This is a genomic window from Variovorax sp. R-27 (assembly GCF_049913215.1).
Lineage (GTDB): Bacteria > Pseudomonadota > Gammaproteobacteria > Burkholderiales > Burkholderiaceae_C > Variovorax.
The window spans coordinates 7002143-7018904 of the sequence record NZ_CP183984.1; the positions used below are offsets into that span (position 1 = coordinate 7002143).

Here is a 16762-nt window from a genome sequence, read left to right on the forward strand (position 1 = left end):
GCTTCAGGCTGCGGAGTGCAGGGACGGCTTGGCGCCGAAGCTGATTTCGCCGGAAAGCTGGCCGCCTTCCTCGATCACGATCTTGCCGTAGCGGATCTTGCCGGTGACCTTGCCGGTCGAGTGGATCACGAGCTTTTCGCGCACCGTGAGGCTGCCGTCGAACACGCCGCGGATTTCGGCGATGTCGATTTCGGCCGAGCCCTTGAACTCGCCCTGTTCGGCGATCTGCATCAGGCGCGAGTCCATGGTGGCCTCGACGAGGCCTTCGACCACGAGCGTGTCGCAGTCGGTGATCTCCACGCCCTTGAGCTTGATGTTCGGGCCGACGGTGAGCTTGCTGCCGCCTTCCTTGGCGGCGGCAGATGCTGTAGCAGCAGCGGCGTTCAGTCCGCCTTGCTGTGCGGTCAGCGACGAGGGATTGACGGGGGTTCCGGAGAGATTGGTGCCCGAACCGACGAGCGGCGCGGGGCGGGATGTCAACGAGTCGGTGTCACGATCACGCTTGCCGAAGAAGGGGGACTGTGTAGCCAAAGGGGAGCTCCTCAAGAAAGGGACTATCGTAAGAACGCACTCATGGCCTGCGGCACTTCATTGCGCAAGAAGCGTAACTGAATAAATCGACTGTGGACATGACAATGCGGCGTCATGAGCCTTCCGAACTCCGAAACTCCTTCCACCGCGCAGGCCGCGCACCCCTCGCGCGCCATTTCGTCGGCTACCGATTCGCGCTTCGACAAGCCAGCGCACGGCTGGCGACGCACGCTGTTCACGGTGATCTTCGAGGCCGACACGCGCGCGGGCCTGATGTTCGACCTGGCGCTGATCGCGGTGATCGTGACCAGCGTGCTGGTGGTGATCCTCGACAGCGTGCAGTCGATCCGCGAGCAGTGGCGGCCGCTGTTCAATGCGCTCGAATGGGTGTTCACCATTCTCTTCACGCTGGAGTACATCGCGCGGCTGTGCTGCGTGAACAAGCCGCTGCGCTATGCGCTGAGCTTCTATGGCGTGATCGACCTGCTTGCGCTGCTGCCGACCTTTCTGGTGGCCTTTGCGCCCGAGATGGCGTACCTGATCGACGTGCGGGTGCTGCGCCTGTTGCGCGTGTTCCGTATCTTCAAACTATCGCGCTACTCGGTGGAATACCGCGCGCTGGTGTCTGCCGTGGCATCGAGCCGGCGCAAGATCACGGTGTTCGTCGGCTTCGTGATGCTGGTGGTGCTGGTGATGGGCACGCTGATGTACGTGGTCGAGGGGCCGGTGCACGGCTTCACGAGCATTCCGGTGGCAATTTACTGGGCCATCTCGACGATGGCCACGGTGGGCTTCGGCGACCTCGTGCCCAAGACCGACCTGGGCCGTGCGATCGCCTCGGTGATGATGCTGCTGGGCTGGGGCGTGCTCGCGGTGCCGACCGGCATCGTGACCGCGGAGATGGCGCGACGCGGGCCCGACGACGAGCCGGTGCCGGTGGCACCGCGCGGCATTTTCGCGATGACTGCGCCTGCGCCCTCAGCACCTGCGAAGCGCGTTACGCCTTCGGCCAGACGACGCGCCCTTGCGCAGCATCGTCGAGACGGGTGATGAAAGCGTCGGCATCGGGCTCGGGGAGCGAGAAGGCGAAGGCCACATCGTCGCCGTGCTGCACATCGTCGAGCACCGCGCCGGCTGCGACGAGTTCGCGCCGCACGAGTCCTTCGAGCGCATAGGGCACCGAGCAACCGAGGCTGCGCTGGCGCACCAGCGGCACGAGCTCGGCGCCGAGCAGAGCCTGCGCAACCGCGTCGGTGTAGGCCCGCACGAGGCCGCCCGCGCCCAGCTTCACGCCACCGAAGTAGCGCACCACGGTCGCGAGCGCGCCCTCGACCTGCTGGTGGCGCAGCACTTCCAGCATCGGCCGGCCAGCCGTGCCGCCGGGCTCGCCATCGTCGTTCGCGGCCGACTGGCCGCCGGCCATCAAGGCCCAGCACACGTGCGCGGCCGCGGGGTGTTCGGCGCGCAGCGAGGCGACCACGGCCAGCGCGGCCGCGCGGTCAGCCACCGGCTGCACGCAGCCGATGAAGCGGCTCTTCTTGATGAGCAGCTCGCTGTGGACCGGCTGTGCAAGCGTGAAGCTCATCCGGTGGTGCTCTCCAAAGGGTTCAGCCGCCGCCGCGCTCGAACTTGAAGACCGCCGTGCTGGCGCGCGCGTTGGGCAGCCAGCGCACGTCGCGCCCGTCCTGCAGGCCGAAGGCGTCGAGCACGCGCAGGTTGTTCTTGCCGGCCAGCACCTCGAAGTCCTTGAAGGTGCCGACGCGGATGTTGGGCGTGTCGTACCACTGGTAGGGCAGGCGGCGCGTCACCGGCATGCGGCCGCGCGCCACGCTCAGGCGGTTGGGCCAGTGCGCGAAATTGGGAAAGGCGACAACACCGATGCGGCCGACGCGCGCGGTCTCGCGCAACATCACTTCGGCATTGCGCAAGTGCTGCAGCGTATCGATCTGCAGCACCACGTCGAAGGAAGCGTCGTCGAACATCGCCAGGCCTTCGTCGAGGTTGAGCTGGATCACGTCGACACCGCGGCGGATGCACTGCAGCACGTTGCCGTCGGCAATTTCCACGCCGTAGCCGGTGCAGCCGCGCTCGCGCTGCAGCAGGTCGAGCAGGGCGCCGTCGCCGCAGCCGAGGTCGAGCACGCGCGAGCCCTGGGGCACGAGCTCTGCGATCAATCTTTGGTGTTCGAGGTCGCTCATTGGAACTCCTTGGCGACGCGTTCGAAGTACGAGCGCACCACGCCCATGTAACGCACGTCGTCGAGCAGGAAGGCATCGTGGCCGTGCGGCGCGTCGATCTCGGCGTAGCTCACGTTGCGGCGGTTGTCGAGCAGCGCCTTCACGAGTTCGCGGCTGCGCGCGGGCGAGAAGCGCCAGTCGGTCTTGAAGCTCACGAGCAGGAACTTGGCGGTGGCCTGGGCCAGCGCGGTGCTGAGCTTGCCGCCGTGGCTGCGCGCGGGGTCGAAGTAGTCGAGCGCGCGGGTGATCAGCAGATAGGTGTTGGCGTCGAAGTACTCGCTGAACTTGTCGCCCTGGTAGCGCAGGTAGCTTTCGATCTGGAACTCGACGTCCTGCGTGGAGTAGCGGTAGTCGAGCCCAGCCACCTCGCCCTCGACGGCGCTGCGCAGGATGCGGCCGAACTTCTCGTTCATCACGTCGTCGCTGAGGTAGGTGATGTGGCCGATCATTCGCGCGATGCGCAGGCCGCGCTTCGGGATCACGCCGTGTTCGTAGAAGTGGCCGCCGTGGAAGTCTGGGTCGGTCACGATGGCGCGGCGCGCGACTTCGTTGAAGGCGATGTTCTCGGCCGTGAGGTTGGGCGCGCTGGCCACGACCACGGCGTGGCGCACGCGGCTGGGGTACTGCAGCGTCCACGACAGTGCCTGCATGCCGCCGAGGCTGCCGCCCATGACGGCCGCGAGCGTCTCGATGCCGAGCGCATCTAGCAGCGCGGCCTGCGCGTCGACCCAGTCTTCGACCGTGACCACCGGGAAGTCGGCGCCATAGACGCGGCCGGTGGCGGGATTGACGTGCATCGGGCCGGTCGAGCCGAAGCAGGAGCCGAGGTTGTTGACGCCGATCACGAAGAAGCGGTCGGTGTCGACCGGCTTGCCGGGGCCCACCATGTTGTCCCACCAGCCCTCGGAGCGGGCCTGGCCCTGGTAGACGCCCGCCACGTGGTGCGAGGCATTGAGTGCATGGCACACCAGCACGGCGTTGCTGCGCTCGGCGTTCAGGGTGCCGTAGGTTTCGTAGGCGAGCGTGTAGTCGCTGATCGACGCGCCGCTGCGCAGGGCCAGCGGGCCTGCGAACTGCATCGACTGCGAGGTGACGACCAAAGGTGGTGACGACGACATGAATGAAAAAACCCGGCCTCGCCAAAAACGAGCCGGGTCTGCCGCGCCTGTCTTTAGCTGAATTTATAAAGCGCCCGCAAGCTGAAGCAAATCGGCGCAAGGGGCAGTATATCGCCCCGTCGGATTACCAGCCGACGATCATGATGATGCCCAGCACCAGGAAGATCGCGGCCGAGATGCCGTGCACTAGCTTGATCGGCACGCGCCGCACGATCTTCTCGCCGAGCCACACCACCGGCGCGTTGGCCAGCATCATGCCCAGCGTGGTGCCTGCGACCACCCAGAAGTAGTCGTGCGTGAAGCGGGCGGCAAGCATGACGGTGGCGATCTGGGTCTTGTCGCCCATCTCGGCGAGGAAGAACGCGATCACCGTGGTGCCGAAGACGCCGAACTTCGACGCGCCCGGGGCATCGTCGTCGTCGAGCTTGTCTGGAATCAGCATCCAGACGGCCATCGCGATGAACGAGCCGCCCAGTATCCAGCGCAGCACCTCCGGTCCGAGCCAGCGCGTGATGTAGTTGCCGACGGCACCCGCCAGCGCGTGGTTGATGATGGTGGCGGCGAAGATGCCCAGGACGATGGGCCACGGTTTCCTGAAACGGGCGGCGAGCAAGAGAGCCAGGAGTTGGGTCTTGTCGCCCATTTCGGCGAGCGCAACTACGCCGGTTGCAACGAGAAAAGCTTCCATGATGGATGTGGGGTTCCTTGGGCCGAAGGACGCAATTGACCGTGCAACACCTTCGGCCATATTCCCGAAGTTGCACGGTCAAAGGTCTCGCCAGGTGTGTTAACTGCACGCGCCATGTCCTGTGTGGGGCAGGACAAGTCTGTTGACGCGGGCCCTTCTCGCAAATCGGAAGGCGGCTACTCCCCAATGACGGGGCGAATTCTACATGTAGCGCCAAGGACCTCGCCCAAAAATGCAAGTAGGCACTAGCTTTCCAATAGTTTTGACAGGTGCTACCTCAAGACGCAAATTCCCGCTTGCAATTCGGATATTTCACCCATAATGCACGAGCCTCCCTCTTCATTTTGGTCGGGGGGCAGTTCGGTGATCGGTCAGTTTCGCGCGACTCGACGGCTCTCGTTTGAGTGATGCTTTCGGGACTCCATCGCTTTTCTTGATGTGTTTATAGGAGTCCCTTGATGGGCAACAAACTGTACGTCGGCAACCTGCCTTACTCGGTGCGCGACGGAGATCTCGAACAGGCCTTCGGGCAGTTCGGCGCAGTGACCAGCGCCAAGGTCATGATGGAACGTGACACCGGCCGCTCGAAGGGCTTCGGCTTCGTCGAGATGGGCAGTGACGCGGAAGCTCAGGCAGCAATCAACGGCATGAACGGCCAGCCCCTTGGTGGCCGCAGCGTCGTCGTCAACGAAGCACGTCCGATGGAAGCTCGTCCCCCGCGCAGCGGTGGTGGCGGCTACGGCGGCGGCGGTGGTGGTTATGGCGGCGGTGGTGGCGGAGGCTACGGCGGCGGTGGTGGCGGCTACGGTGGTGGCGGCGGTGGCCGCTCCGGCGGTGGCGGCGGCTACGGCGGTGGCGGTGGTGGCCGCAGCGGTGGCGGCGGTGGTGGTGGCGACGGCGGTTTCCGCAGTCCCTACGGCGCCGGCCCCCGTGGCGGTGGCGGCGGTGGCCGCTCCGGCGGTGGTGGTGGCGGCGGCTACGGTGGTGGCGGCAACAGCGGCTACTAAGCCCTGCGCTCTAAGGCACACAGACAAAAGGCTCCCTCGGGAGCCTTTTTCAATGGGCAATCGCCCGGCGCTTGTTGCTCAGGCTTCGCCGCTTCGCTTCTTGCGCTCGCGCCCTTGCACCGCCCGGTCGAGCACGGCGTTGGGCAGCATGCGCATGATCTTGGCGATCACGCCCATCTGCCAGGGAATCACGCGGTAGCTCGTGCCTGCCTCGATGGCGCGCAGTGCCTGGGCCGCAAAATCTTCCGCCTTCATGAGAAAAGGCATGCCGTACCGGTTGCCCTGCGTGAGCGGCGTGTCGATGTAGCCCGGGCAGAGGGTGACGACCTTGACGCCGCTGTTGAACAATTCGCCGCGCAGGCTCTCGCAGTACGCCACCACGCCGGCCTTGCTGGCGCAGTACGCGCCATGCCCCGGCAATCCGCGGATGGACGCCACGCTGCCGATGCCAACCAGCCGCCCACTGCCGCGCTGCACCATCGCCCGCACGAACGGATGAAAAGTGGCGGCGAGGCCGACGTTGTTGGTGGCAAAAGTCTGCGCCAACACGTCGAGGTCGGAGCGCTCGGCGGTGTCGATGCCGACGCTGATGCCGGCATTGGCGATCACCACATCTGGCAGCCCCTGCTGCGCGATGCAGGCGTTGCCGGCGGCGACGATGCTGTCGGTCTGCGCCACGTCGGCGCTGTAGATCCGGTAGCGGTCTGCGCTCAGTTGCCGGGCATTCGCCCACGCTTCGATTTCCCCCGTGCGCCGGGCGACCAGCGCCAGGCGGTAGCCCGCGTCGTAGAAGCTCGCGGCCAGCGCCTGGCCGATGCCGCTCGATGCGCCGGTGATGAAGACAAGCGGGGACGTGGTCATGCAGGAGATGTCTTCTTCAGCGCTTCTTGGCGGGAGCAGGAGCGGCCGGAGCCGCCGACGGAATCAGCACGCCGCGCACCCGGCCATTCAGGTTGGCCACGCCGCTCAGGTTGTCGTAGTCGAGCGTGTCGCCGGTGAACTGGTCGGTGCCGCGAATGAGCGTGACCGGCTTGTTCGACGTGACGCGTTCTGTGTCGACATAAGCGTGCAGGAACTCGCCGCGGAACTCGAGGCGCGGCGCAGGCTTGCCGTTCGGCCCCACCGAAGGATCGCGAATGACGATCGCATTGCCGAACAGCTGGACCTCGCTGCCGTCGGAGTTCGACAGGCCGCGGTCGGCTGACCCGCGCGTCACCAGCCCCTCGGGCGACACGGTGCGCATGCGCACCTTGTCGATCTCGATGGTGTCGGTGTCGGGATAGTGCCGGCCTTCGACCCCGTGCAATTCGCTGCGCAGGTCGCCATTGGGCAGGAAGTTCTTGATGACGAACTCACGCATGAAGTAGTCGGGCTCATGCGTGGGTGCGACCTTGGCCGTGGGCTCCAGCAGCTTGGGCGCGTTGCGCACCAGCCAGTAGGTGCCGAGCGCGACGGCGGCGGTGAGGATGATCGGCAGGTAGATCGTGGCGCGGTCGAGGACTTCGCGCACCATGCCCCATGCGCGTTTCACGTTGTTCATGTGGTCGGGCCCCGGGCAGCGTCGAGCATCGCGCGGTATTGGCCGCAGGCCGTGAGCAGCAGGTCGCAGAACTCGCGCGCCGCGCCTTCGCCGCCGCGCGCCTGGGTGACGTAGCGCGCGATGCCGCGCACTTCCGCATGGGCATTGGCCGGTGCCGCCGCGAAGCCAACGCGCATGAGCACCGGCAGGTCGGGCCAGTCGTCGCCGATGGCGGCGGCCTGCGCCCACGTAAAGCCGAGCTGGTCGAGCATGGCCTGTGCGGCGGGCAGCTTGTCTTCGGTGCCGTAGCGCACGTGCTCGATGCCCAGCGCTTCGAGCCGCACGCGCAGCGGCTTGGAGTCGCGCCCGGTAATCACGGCCGGCACGATGCCGGCCTTGCGCAGCAGCTTCAGGCCGTAGCCGTCGAGGATGCTGAAGCGCTTGAGCGTTTCGCCATGCTCGGTGAAGTACACGCCGCCATCGGTCAGCACGCCGTCGATGTCGAAGAAAACGATGCGCACGTCCTGCGCGGCGAGCAAGGTCTCGGCCTGGAACTCGAGCGGCATCAGATGACCTTCGCGCGCATCAGGTCGTTGGTGTTGATCGCGCCGACGATCACCCCCGCGCCGTCGATCACGAACAGGCGGGTGATGCCGCATTGCTCCATCAGCTCGGCGGCTTCCACCGCCAGCGCGTCGACGCGGATGGTGCGCGGGTCGCGGTGCATGACGTCGACCGCCTTGGGGCTGCGCAAATCGGCGCCCGCCTCGATCAGCCGGCGCAGGTCGCCGTCGGTGAAGATGCCCGAGGCGCGGCCGTCAGGCTCGATCACCGCGGCGGCGCCGAAGCCCTTGATGCTCATCGCGCGCATCAGCTCGCTGATGTTGGCCGACGGCGGCACGCGCGGCACTTCGTCGCCCGAGCGCATGACGTCGCTCACGTGGGTGAGCAGCTTGCGCCCGAGCGCGCCGCCCGGGTGCGAGCGCGCGAAGTCTTCCGAGCCGAAGCCGCGCGCGTCGAGCAGCGCCACGGCCAGCGCATCGCCCATCGCCATCTGGGCGGTGGTGCTGGCGGTGGGGGCGAGGTTGAGCGGGCAGGCTTCCTTGGACACGCCCGCATCGATCACGATGTCGGCATGGCGGGCGAGGGTGGATTCGGGGCGGCCGGTCATGGCGATCAGGGGCACGCCCTGGCGCTTGACGACCGGCAGGATGACGGTGAGTTCGTCGACCTCGCCGCTGTTGGAAATGGCCAGCACCAAGTCGACCGCCTTGATCATGCCGAGGTCGCCGTGGCTGGCTTCGGCCGGGTGCACGAACATCGCGGGCGTGCCGGTGGAGGCGAGGGTGGCGGCGATCTTGCGGCCGACGTGGCCGCTCTTGCCCATGCCCATCACAACCACGCGGCCGCGCACTTCGAGGATCTTGCGCACCGCATCGACAAAGCTCGGGCCGACGCGGTCTTTCAGACCGGTGACGGCTTCGGCTTCGATGTCGAAGGTGAGGCGTGCCCGAGCGAGGATGGCTTCGGGGTCGACCACTGGGGCCGGAACGGGGCGGGAGCTCATCTGCGGATTTTACGGGCCGGCCGGCACCCGGGATCACATGGCCCGGGGAAGCCCGGGGCACGGACATTGCTCTAGCATCGGCGCCTATGTCTTCGTTCGATCTCACGCTGTTGTATCTCCTGGCCGCGGTGATCGGCGTGGTGGCGTGCCGCTCCCTCAAGCTGCCGCCGATGCTCGGCTATCTGTCGGCTGGCGTGTTGATCGGGCCGCACGCCTTCGCCCTGGCGCAGAACACCGAAGGCATCCAGCACCTGGGCGAATTCGGCGTGGTGTTCCTCATGTTCGTGATCGGGCTGGAGTTCAGCCTGCCGAAGCTGCGCGCGATGCGAAAGCACGTGTTCGGGCTGGGCCTGCTGCAGGTGCTGCTGACGATGTCCATCGCCACGGTCGGCGCGCTGCTGATCGCCCGGCTGCTGCTGCCCCCAACGTGGCAGCTGGGCTGGCAGACCGCGCTGGCGCTGTCGGGCGCGCTCACCATGAGCAGCACGGCCATCGTGGTCAAGCTGATGGCCGAGCGGCTCGAGCTCGAGAGCGAACACGGCAAGCGCGTGATGGGCGTGCTGCTGTTTCAAGACCTGGCCGTGGTGCCGCTGCTGGTGCTGATTCCCGCATTGGGCGCACCGCCCGAGGCGTTGGCCAAGGCGCTGGGCCTGGCGCTGCTGAAGGCAAGCTTTTTGATCGGCGTGCTGCTCTACGGCGGCCCGCGCATCATGCGCTGGTGGCTCACGCTGGTGGCGCGGCGGCGCAGCGAAGAGCTCTTCATCCTGAACGTGTTGCTGATAACGCTGGGCCTGGCCTGGCTCACCGAGCTGGCCGGCCTGAGCCTGGCGCTGGGCGCGTTCATCGCGGGCATGCTGGTGTCGGAGACCGAATACAAGCACCAGGTCGAAACCGACATCCGCCCCTTCCACGACGTGCTGCTGGGGCTGTTCTTCATCACCGTGGGCATGTCGCTCGACTGGCACATCGTGGTCGAGCGCTGGCTGCTGGTGGGCGTGCTGCTGCTGGTGCCGCTGGCATTCAAGCTGGGGCTGGTAACGGTGCTGGCGCGGGTGCTCGGGGCCACCTCGGGCGTGTCGCTGCGCACCGGCCTCTACCTCGCGCAGGCCGGCGAATTCGGCTTCGTGCTGTTGACGCTGGCGCAGGAACGCAGCCTGCTGCCACCGTGGCTGGCCAACCCGGTGCTGGCCTCGATGGTGCTGTCGATGCTGGCCACGCCTTTCATCATCATGTACAGCAACGCCATCGTGCGAAAGCTCGTGGCCAGCGATTGGCTGCAGCAGTCGCTGCAGATGACGAGCATCGCGCGCAAGACCATCAACACCGCGCAGCACGTGATCATCTGCGGCTACGGGCGCTGCGGCCAGAACCTGGCGCGCATCCTCGAACGCGAAGGCATTCCGTACATGGCACTCGACCTCGACCCTGACCGCGTGCGCCAGGCCGCTGCCGCCGGCGACTCGGTGGTGTTCGGCGACGCGGCGCGGCTGCAGGCCCTGATGGCCGCGGGGCTGGCGCGTGCCAGCGCGGTGGTCGTCACTTATCTCGACGTGCCGGGCGCGATGAAGGTGCTGGCCAACACGCGCGCCCATGCGCCGCACGTGCCGGTGATCGTGCGCACGCAGGACGACCACGATCTCGAAAAGCTGCAGGCCGCAGGCGCCACAGAGGTGGTGCCCGAGGCCATCGAAGGTTCGCTGATGCTCGCGAGCCATGCGCTGGCGCTGGTCGGCGTGCCGATGCGGCGCGTGATCCGCGTGGTGCAGGACCAGCGCGATGCCCGCTACAACCTGTTGCGCGGCTACTTCCACGGCGCCGACGACGACAACGCCGACGAGATCGACCACGAGCGCCTCAACAGCTTCACCCTCAATGCCGGCGCGCGCGCGGTCGGCCAGACGCTGGAACAGGTGGCGCTGCACACGCTGGGCGTGCGCGTCGCCAGCCTGCGCCGCCAAGACGGCCAGCCGCGCGCGCTGGCCGACAACCCGGTGCTGTCGGACGGCGACACGCTGGTACTGTCCGGCAAGCCAGCCGCGCTGGCGATGGCCGTGGAGCGGCTGCAAAAAGGCTGACGATCCGGCAGCCTTCGCTTCAGTCCCGGCCGATCAGTTGATCAGGCTCGGGTTGCGCTTTTCTTCTTCGAGGCGCTGCTGGCGGCGCACCGCTTCGCACTGCGCATGGGCCTTGAACTCGGGCTTCAGGCACTGGGCCGCCATGCACTGGGCCTTGGCGATGAAATTGCGGTCGCCGCACATGGCCTGAGGCTCGGCAGGGGCGGCAGGTGCCGGCGGCGGAGCGGGAGCGGGGACCGGAGCAGCGGGTTCAGGCGCGTTCGACGGCTGCACGGCGGCGGTCGCCTGCTTACGCGGCTTGGCAACGGGCTTGGGTGCAGGTGCGGCTTCCGCGGCAGGCGGCGTCTCGGCTGGCTCGACGGGCTGGGGGTCCGCCGGCGCTGCGGGCGCTGCAGGCGGTGACGACTCGGTCGGCGGCGGCAGCGGCGGGGCCGCGGGAGCGGGGGCCTCGACGGCCGGCGCAGCCCCTTCGGCGGCGGCAGGCGCCTTGCGCGTTCCGTAGCCGTACCAGCCCGCGACGATCATCGCCACCGCAACCACCAGCAGGCCGAGCCACAGCAGGATCACGCGCTTGCGCGGCGGCCGTTCGACCGGTACGGACTGCCGGACCTTGGCCCGGCGTCTCTTCTTCATTTCGGGCTTCGAGGCCCAAGTCGACTCCAGCCCCGGCGACGCAGCGGGCGGCGCGGGCGAGCGCGGCAACCCGTCGTCGTGCACCATCAACACGGTCTGTGAGTGTTCGTCGTTCTGCCGCGCGGCGGGCGTCCGGCTGAAGAACGACGAGCGCGCGGGCGGCGGCGGCTCCTCCGGGTCGAACAGCGGCGCCGGAATGGTCGGCGCGCGCAACTGGGCGGGGGCGGTGGTGGCCCATTCGCGTTCAGGGCTCGGCGGCGGCGGAATCCGGTCTCCCGCGGCGGACAGCTTGACGCCGCAACTCCTGCAGAAATTCGCGCCGTCACGGTTTTCCGTGCTGCAGACCGGACAGATCAGGGCCATGGCTTACTTGCTGACTACTCTCTACTCTCGGGGTCCAGAACGGAAACTGGCTTGCTGGTCGACTATCCGGCGGTGGGCGATCGGGGTTTCGTCAGGTCACGGCAACGCGCTTGGAGCGGTGCGCCATGCGCTTGGCGATCACGGCGCCGAGCGCCATCGCGATCTCCAGTGCCATGTTGGGCTGGCGGTTCGACATTTCCGCAAAGCGGATCGCCGTGAGGCGCCACACACGGCCCGCGCCAGTGACCACCACGTTGGCCGAATGCGGCTGCCGCGAGAAAAACGAGCCTTCGCCGACCACCGAGCCGGGCGTGAGCACGGCCAGCCGCATCTGCTCCTTGCTGCTGACACGGTGCACGCTGATGGCGCCGCTCTCGATGAAGAACACCGAGCGGTCGGGCGTACCCTGCTCGATCAATATGTCACCGACGCCGGCATCGATGGGCTGCAGATAGCCCGCCAGTGTTTCCCACTGCTGGACATTGAACGTCAACGCAAACGCGTCGGTGCTCATGTTCTCCGCGATGGCGCGGCTCAGGTTCTGGATTGACATGTTTCTTCGGCCCCCGATGTGAGCCGAAGTATCCGCGATGGCCGCGAGGTTCGGCTACAACTGTTTACGTTTTTCAGGTCGCCTGTAGTTATTTACCAATGCAGAAGCGCGAAAAGATGACTCCCAGCAGGTCATCCGCGCCGAATTCGCCGGTGATCTCGTTCAGGGCGTTCTGGGCCAGCCGCAACTCTTCGGCCAGCAGATCGAGCAGCTGGGCCTGTGCCGCCAGGTGGCTGGCGGCCAGCGCCAGGTGCGTTTCGACCCGCGCCAGCGCCTGCACGTGGCGCGCCCGCGCGAGGTACACGCCCTCGGGCACGGCCTGCCAGCCGGCCATGGCCAGCAGCTGTTCGCGCAAGGCCTCGATGCCCAGGCCGGTCTTGGCGGACAGGGCGATGCCTTGCTCGGGGTGGGTAGCGGGCGCTGCGTCCTGCTTGTTCCAGACATCGAGCACCGGCACGCTCGCGGGCAGCTTCTGCCGCAGGCCGGCCAGAATCTCCGCATCGGCGGCGGCATAGTCGTCCAGGTGCGCGCGGGTGAGGTCGTGCAGGAACAGCACGGCATCGGCGCTTTCGATCTGGCCCCAGGCGCGCGCCACGCCGATCTGCTCGACCTCGTCGCTGCTTTCGCGCAGGCCGGCGGTGTCGGCCACGTGCAGCGGCACGCCGTGGATCTGGATGGTCTGCGAGACCACGTCGCGCGTGGTGCCCGCCACCGCGCTCACGATGGCCAGTTCGGCGCCGGCCAGCGCATTGAGCAGCGAACTCTTGCCCGCGTTGGGCTGGCCCGCGATCACGACCTTGATGCCTTCGCGCAGCAACGCGCCCTGGCGCGCACGCTGCTGCACGGCGGCGAGTTGCGACTGCAGCCTTGCCAGCTGCCCGGTGGCGTCGGCCTTCTGCAGGAAGTCGATTTCCTCTTCCGGAAAGTCGAGCGTGGCCTCGACCAGCATGCGCAGGTGGATCAGCGCGTCGCGCAGCGTGTGGATCTCGCGCGAGAACGCGCCCGACAGCGAACGCCCGGCGCTGCGCGCGGCCGCCTCGGTGCTGGCGTCGATCAGGTCGGCAATGGCCTCGGCTTGCGCCAGGTCGATCTTTCCGTTGAGAAATGCCCGCTGGCTGAACTCGCCGGGCTCGGCCACCCGCAGGCCGGGCAGGCGAGGGCGGCCGGTGACGGGGTCGGGCTCGGCCGCGGCTTCGAGGCAGCGCGCCAGCAGCAGCTGCAGCACGACCGCGCCGCCGTGGGCCTGCAGTTCGAGCACGTCCTCGCCAGTGAAAGAGTTCGGCGAAGGGAAGTGAATGGCCAGGCCGTGGTCGACCGGCTCGCCGTCCGCATCGCGGAACGGCAGGTAGGTGGCCTCGCGCGGCTTGAGCACGCGGCCACAGAGGGCTTCGATCAACGGCGCCAGCTTCGCGCCCGACACCCGCACGATGCCGACCGCCCCGCGCCCCGAGGCTGTGGCGACGGCGACGATGGGATCGGTGGTGCGGGCGAGCATGGGCGGATTCTTTCAGCAAAAAGGGCCGCTGACGCGGCCCTTCGTGGGATGGCTGGGGTGGTGTGCGGCTACTTGGTGCCGAGCACGCCCAGTCGCTTGTTGATGAACCACTGCTGCGCGATCGAGAGCACGTTGTTCGTGATCCAGTACAGCACCAGGCCGGCCGGGAAGAAGATGAACATCACGCTGAACGCGAGCGGCATGATCCACATCAGCTTGGCCTGCATCGGATCGGGCGGCGTCGGGTTGAGCCAGGTCTGGAACAGCGAGGTGGCCGTCATCACGACCGGCAGGATGTACCAGGGGTCCGGTGCCGACAGGTCGGTGATCCAGCCGATCCACGGTGCGTGGCGCATTTCGACCGACGACAGCAGCACCCAGTAGAGCGCGATGAACACCGGGATCTGGATCACGATGGGGAAGCAGCCGCCCATCGGATTGACCTTCTCGGTCTTGTAGATCCGCATCATTTCCTGCTGCATTTCCTGCGGCTTGTCCTTCAGCCGCTCGCGCATTTCCATGATCTTCGGATTGATGGCCTTCATCTTGGCCATGCTGGCGTAGGCCTTGGCGTTGAGCCAGTAGAAGGCCGCCTTCAGCAGCACCACCAGCGCGACGATCGACCAGCCCCAGTTGCCCAGGATGCCGTGCAGCTGGTTCAGCAGCCAGTACAGCGGCTTGGAGATGATCGCGAAGATGCCGTAGTCCTTCACCAGGTCCAGGCCGGGGGCGATGGCCTCGAGCTTCTTTTCTTCCTCGGGGCCGGCGAACAGCGCGCTGTTCACGACCTGCGTGGCGCCCGGGGCGATCTTCGGCAGCGTGGCCACCATGGCAACGGTGAAGAGGTTGTCGCCCAGGTCCTTCACGCGGAACTCGCGGCGCAGCTGCTCGCTGGCCGGGTCGCCCTTGAGCAGCCAGGCCGACACGAAGTAATGCTGCACCATCGCGATCCAGCCGTCGTTGGCCGGCGGAGGCGGCTCGATCTTGCCCTTGGCGATGTCCTTGAAGTCGAGCTTGTGGAACTTCTTCTCGTTGGTGTACGCGGCCGGACCGGTAAAGGTGTTGGTGCCGAACATCGTGCTGGCGGCCACCGTGCCGTGGCGCAGCAGCTGCATGTAGAGCTGCGCGTCGCGCGGCTGGTCGCTCACGTTGACGACTTCGTGGCGCACGCCGATGGTGTAGTCACCGCGGTGGAACACGTAGGTCTTGATGTACTTCAGGCCGCCGACGGGGGCGCTTTCGAAGCCCACTTCCAGCGTGTTCTGGCCATCGGCCATTTCGCGCGGACCGGCCTTCGGCGTCATCGGCGTCAGGTGGTTGGGGAAGCGCTCACCGGTGTCGACCTGGTTCAGCAGGCCGGTCTGCGCGACGTAGCGCGTGGCGGACGAGCCGTTTTCGAACAGCACCACATGCTTGGTGCGATCGGCTTCGTCGTACTTCAGCAGCTCGAGGTGGTTGACCGTGGCGCCTTCGCTGTCGATCGTTGCCTTGAACAGGTCGGTGGTCACGTTGACCTGCTCGCGCGGCGCGGCCGCGGCGGCTTGCGTGGGCACGGCGCCCGCGTTGCCACTGGTGCCGGATGCGGTCGGCACGCCGTTGTTGGCTGCAGGTGCGTTGGCTGGGGCGGCGGCCGTGGCGGCCGGCTTGGTCGACGGCAGGAAGGTCGGCTTGTTGCCGTTGAAGACCTGCCATTGGTCCCACAGCAGCACCAGCGAGAACCCAAAAATCACCCACAGTATCGTGCGGCGGATATCGTTCATGACGAAGACTTCTTGTCGGAGGAGAGAAGAGACGAAAACAGCGATCCTGACTTGTCAGTGCGACGCTGAGATTTCGGTGGAACCGGATCGTGGCCGCCCTGGCACCAGGGCTGGCAGCGCGCGATGCGGTGCAGAGTCAGGTAGCTGCCCTTGAACGCGCCGTGCACCTCGAGCGCCTCGATCGAATACACGGAGCAGGTCGGCGTGAAGCGGCACGACTGGCCGAGCCAGGGGCTCAGCAGCAGGCGGTAGGCCTTCACGAGGCCGATCAGCAGGCGTTTCATGGCGAAGAGGAGGGAGCCGCAGCCGCCGCGGGGGTGCGCGCAGCCCGCGCCAGCAGTTGCTGGAGCTCGGCGCGCACGGCGGCCTTGAGCTTGTCCGAGGTGGCGCTCACGAATTCCTTGCGGTCGAAACCGGCGCGCAGGCGCACCACGTGCGCAGCACGCGGCAAGGCGACGCCGGGAGCGGCACTCACGGCGTAGATCTGACGCTTGATGGCATTGCGCGTGACAGCACGACGCGCCCAGCGCTTGGGCACCATGGCACCCAGCCAGACGTCGTCGGACGCGAACAACGGCTGTGCGCTCGATACGAGATCGAGCGCACAGCGATGCAATGCGAAATGAGCAGTGCGCGCCACGGTGGCACCTGCGAGGACGGCCTGGAATTGCGCGCGGGTCTTGAGCCGCTGCATGGAAGCCGGGCTGTGCACGTCATTGCCGGTTGGACCGGAAGCGCTGGCTGCGGGAGCCTGCGCTGACGTGTCGGCTGCTGGCAACGGCAGGTGGTCTGCCGTCAGACGGCCAGGCGCTTGCGGCCCTTGGCGCGGCGTGCGTTGATGACGGCACGGCCGCCGCGGGTCTTCATGCGGACCAGGAAGCCGTGGGTACGGGCGCGGCGGACTTTGGATGCTTGGTATGTGCGTTTCATGATGGTTCCAGATTCCCTGATTTCCGCATGAAAAAACCTGCGGGCGCTGGGGAGCGTGTTTCGGATGGCCCCCGAAAGACGCAATGAGGTTTTCAGGGAAACCCGCAATTATCGCAAACATTGGCCGCCGGAACAATCTTCGAGCAGATTTGCGGGCCTTTCGACATGCCGGCCAGCGTGTGGATAAGGTTTTGACAAGTTAGAATGCCGAGCGCCTTCCAGCAGAGAATATCCACAATACCTATACCAAAAATGCCCGAGGGTCTCATCACTTTTTCAAGCGCCC

General features: G+C 66.9%; 19 protein-coding genes and 1 riboswitch. Of the genes, 3 read left to right on the forward strand and 16 right to left on the reverse strand.

Translation table 11 applies throughout. The features are described from left to right. Positions 1–3: 3 nt before the first annotated feature. A complete protein-coding gene (locus ACN9MV_RS32930) occupies positions 4–531 on the reverse strand; it encodes a bactofilin family protein (RefSeq protein WP_093055006.1) in 528 nt (175 codons plus the stop codon). A 114-nt stretch (positions 532–645) separates the two neighbouring features. Between ACN9MV_RS32930 and ACN9MV_RS32935 the strand changes: the two genes are divergently transcribed. Then, positions 646–1581, forward strand: a complete 936-nt coding sequence (locus ACN9MV_RS32935) for an ion transporter (RefSeq protein WP_426390936.1) — start codon at positions 646–648, stop codon at positions 1579–1581. On the opposite strand, the gene ACN9MV_RS32940 is transcribed toward ACN9MV_RS32935, so the two are convergent. The 4 genes from ACN9MV_RS32940 to ACN9MV_RS32955 form a co-directional block, all read right to left on the reverse strand. Then, positions 1529–2116: an IMPACT family protein gene (locus ACN9MV_RS32940; RefSeq protein WP_426390937.1), complete on the reverse strand. Its 588-nt coding sequence runs from the start codon at positions 2114–2116 to the stop codon at positions 1529–1531. The two genes, ACN9MV_RS32935 and ACN9MV_RS32940, sit on opposite strands and share 53 nt — an antisense overlap. 22 nt (positions 2117–2138) lie before the next feature. Then, entirely contained in the window at positions 2139–2729 is a 591-nt protein-coding gene (metW, locus tag ACN9MV_RS32945; RefSeq protein ID WP_093055000.1) for a methionine biosynthesis protein MetW, read from the reverse strand. Further along, positions 2726–3886, reverse strand: coding sequence for a homoserine O-succinyltransferase MetX (metX, locus tag ACN9MV_RS32950; protein ID WP_426390938.1), 1161 nt, complete (start codon positions 3884–3886; stop codon positions 2726–2728). The genes metW and metX overlap by 4 nt, the downstream gene beginning before the upstream one ends. A 124-nt stretch (positions 3887–4010) precedes the next feature. Then, on the reverse strand, positions 4011–4574 hold the full coding sequence (locus ACN9MV_RS32955) for a TMEM165/GDT1 family protein (protein WP_093054996.1): 564 nt from the start codon (positions 4572–4574) through the stop codon (positions 4011–4013). Positions 4575–4585: 11 nt separating this feature from the next. Beyond that, positions 4586–4771, reverse strand: a riboswitch (yybP-ykoY riboswitch). A 261-nt stretch (positions 4772–5032) separates the two neighbouring features. Between ACN9MV_RS32955 and ACN9MV_RS32960 the strand changes: the two genes are divergently transcribed. Beyond that, entirely contained in the window at positions 5033–5581 is a 549-nt protein-coding gene (locus ACN9MV_RS32960; RefSeq protein WP_093054994.1) for an RNA recognition motif domain-containing protein, read from the forward strand. 78 nt (positions 5582–5659) lie between these two features. On the opposite strand, the gene ACN9MV_RS32965 is transcribed toward ACN9MV_RS32960, so the two are convergent. From ACN9MV_RS32965 to ACN9MV_RS32980, 4 genes are read right to left on the reverse strand one after another with little or no spacing between them, the layout of a single operon-like run. Further along, positions 5660–6442 carry an SDR family oxidoreductase gene (locus ACN9MV_RS32965; protein WP_093076435.1) on the reverse strand — a complete coding sequence of 261 codons (783 nt, stop codon included), beginning with the start codon at positions 6440–6442 and terminating at the stop codon, positions 5660–5662. A 16-nt stretch (positions 6443–6458) separates the two neighbouring features. Then, positions 6459–7121: an LPS export ABC transporter periplasmic protein LptC gene (lptC, locus tag ACN9MV_RS32970; RefSeq protein ID WP_177142316.1), complete on the reverse strand. Its 663-nt coding sequence runs from the start codon at positions 7119–7121 to the stop codon at positions 6459–6461. Beyond that, entirely contained in the window at positions 7118–7666 is a 549-nt protein-coding gene (locus tag ACN9MV_RS32975) for a KdsC family phosphatase (RefSeq protein ID WP_093174623.1), read from the reverse strand. Before ACN9MV_RS32975 ends, lptC begins: the two co-directional genes overlap by 4 nt. After that, positions 7666–8667, reverse strand: a complete 1002-nt coding sequence (locus ACN9MV_RS32980) for a KpsF/GutQ family sugar-phosphate isomerase (RefSeq protein WP_093054988.1) — start codon at positions 8665–8667, stop codon at positions 7666–7668. The genes ACN9MV_RS32975 and ACN9MV_RS32980 overlap by 1 nt, the downstream gene beginning before the upstream one ends. 86 nt (positions 8668–8753) lie before the next feature. Here ACN9MV_RS32980 and ACN9MV_RS32985 point away from each other — a divergent pair, with 86 nt between their 5' ends. Further along, complete coding sequence (locus tag ACN9MV_RS32985) at positions 8754–10742, forward strand: monovalent cation:proton antiporter family protein (RefSeq protein ID WP_258352084.1); 1989 nt, start codon at positions 8754–8756, stop codon at positions 10740–10742. 33 nt (positions 10743–10775) lie between these two features. Here the strand turns inward: ACN9MV_RS32985 and ACN9MV_RS32990 are convergent, their stop codons facing one another. From ACN9MV_RS32990 to rpmH, 7 genes are all read right to left on the reverse strand, one after another. After that, positions 10776–11738, reverse strand: coding sequence for a zinc ribbon domain-containing protein (locus tag ACN9MV_RS32990; protein WP_426390939.1), 963 nt, complete (start codon positions 11736–11738; stop codon positions 10776–10778). Positions 11739–11829: 91 nt separating this feature from the next. Next, a complete protein-coding gene (locus ACN9MV_RS32995; protein WP_093054982.1) occupies positions 11830–12291 on the reverse strand; it encodes a Crp/Fnr family transcriptional regulator in 462 nt (153 codons plus the stop codon). 88 nt (positions 12292–12379) lie between these two features. Further along, positions 12380–13786, reverse strand: a complete 1407-nt coding sequence (gene mnmE, locus ACN9MV_RS33000; protein WP_093054980.1) for a tRNA uridine-5-carboxymethylaminomethyl(34) synthesis GTPase MnmE — start codon at positions 13784–13786, stop codon at positions 12380–12382. A 68-nt stretch (positions 13787–13854) separates the two neighbouring features. Next, the gene (yidC, locus tag ACN9MV_RS33005; RefSeq protein ID WP_093076443.1) at positions 13855–15546 is read right to left on the reverse strand and encodes a membrane protein insertase YidC; all 1692 of its coding nucleotides are present in this window, start codon (positions 15544–15546) and stop codon (positions 13855–13857) included. Next, positions 15543–15830, reverse strand: a complete 288-nt coding sequence (gene yidD / locus ACN9MV_RS33010; RefSeq protein ID WP_426390940.1) for a membrane protein insertion efficiency factor YidD — start codon at positions 15828–15830, stop codon at positions 15543–15545. Before yidD ends, yidC begins: the two co-directional genes overlap by 4 nt. Beyond that, positions 15827–16240, reverse strand: a complete 414-nt coding sequence (locus tag ACN9MV_RS33015; protein WP_426390941.1) for a ribonuclease P protein component — start codon at positions 16238–16240, stop codon at positions 15827–15829. Before ACN9MV_RS33015 ends, yidD begins: the two co-directional genes overlap by 4 nt. A gap of 101 nt (positions 16241–16341) precedes the next feature. Beyond that, the gene (gene rpmH, locus ACN9MV_RS33020; RefSeq protein ID WP_007834827.1) at positions 16342–16476 is read right to left on the reverse strand and encodes a 50S ribosomal protein L34; all 135 of its coding nucleotides are present in this window, start codon (positions 16474–16476) and stop codon (positions 16342–16344) included. Between the last annotated feature and the right edge of the window lie 286 nt (positions 16477–16762).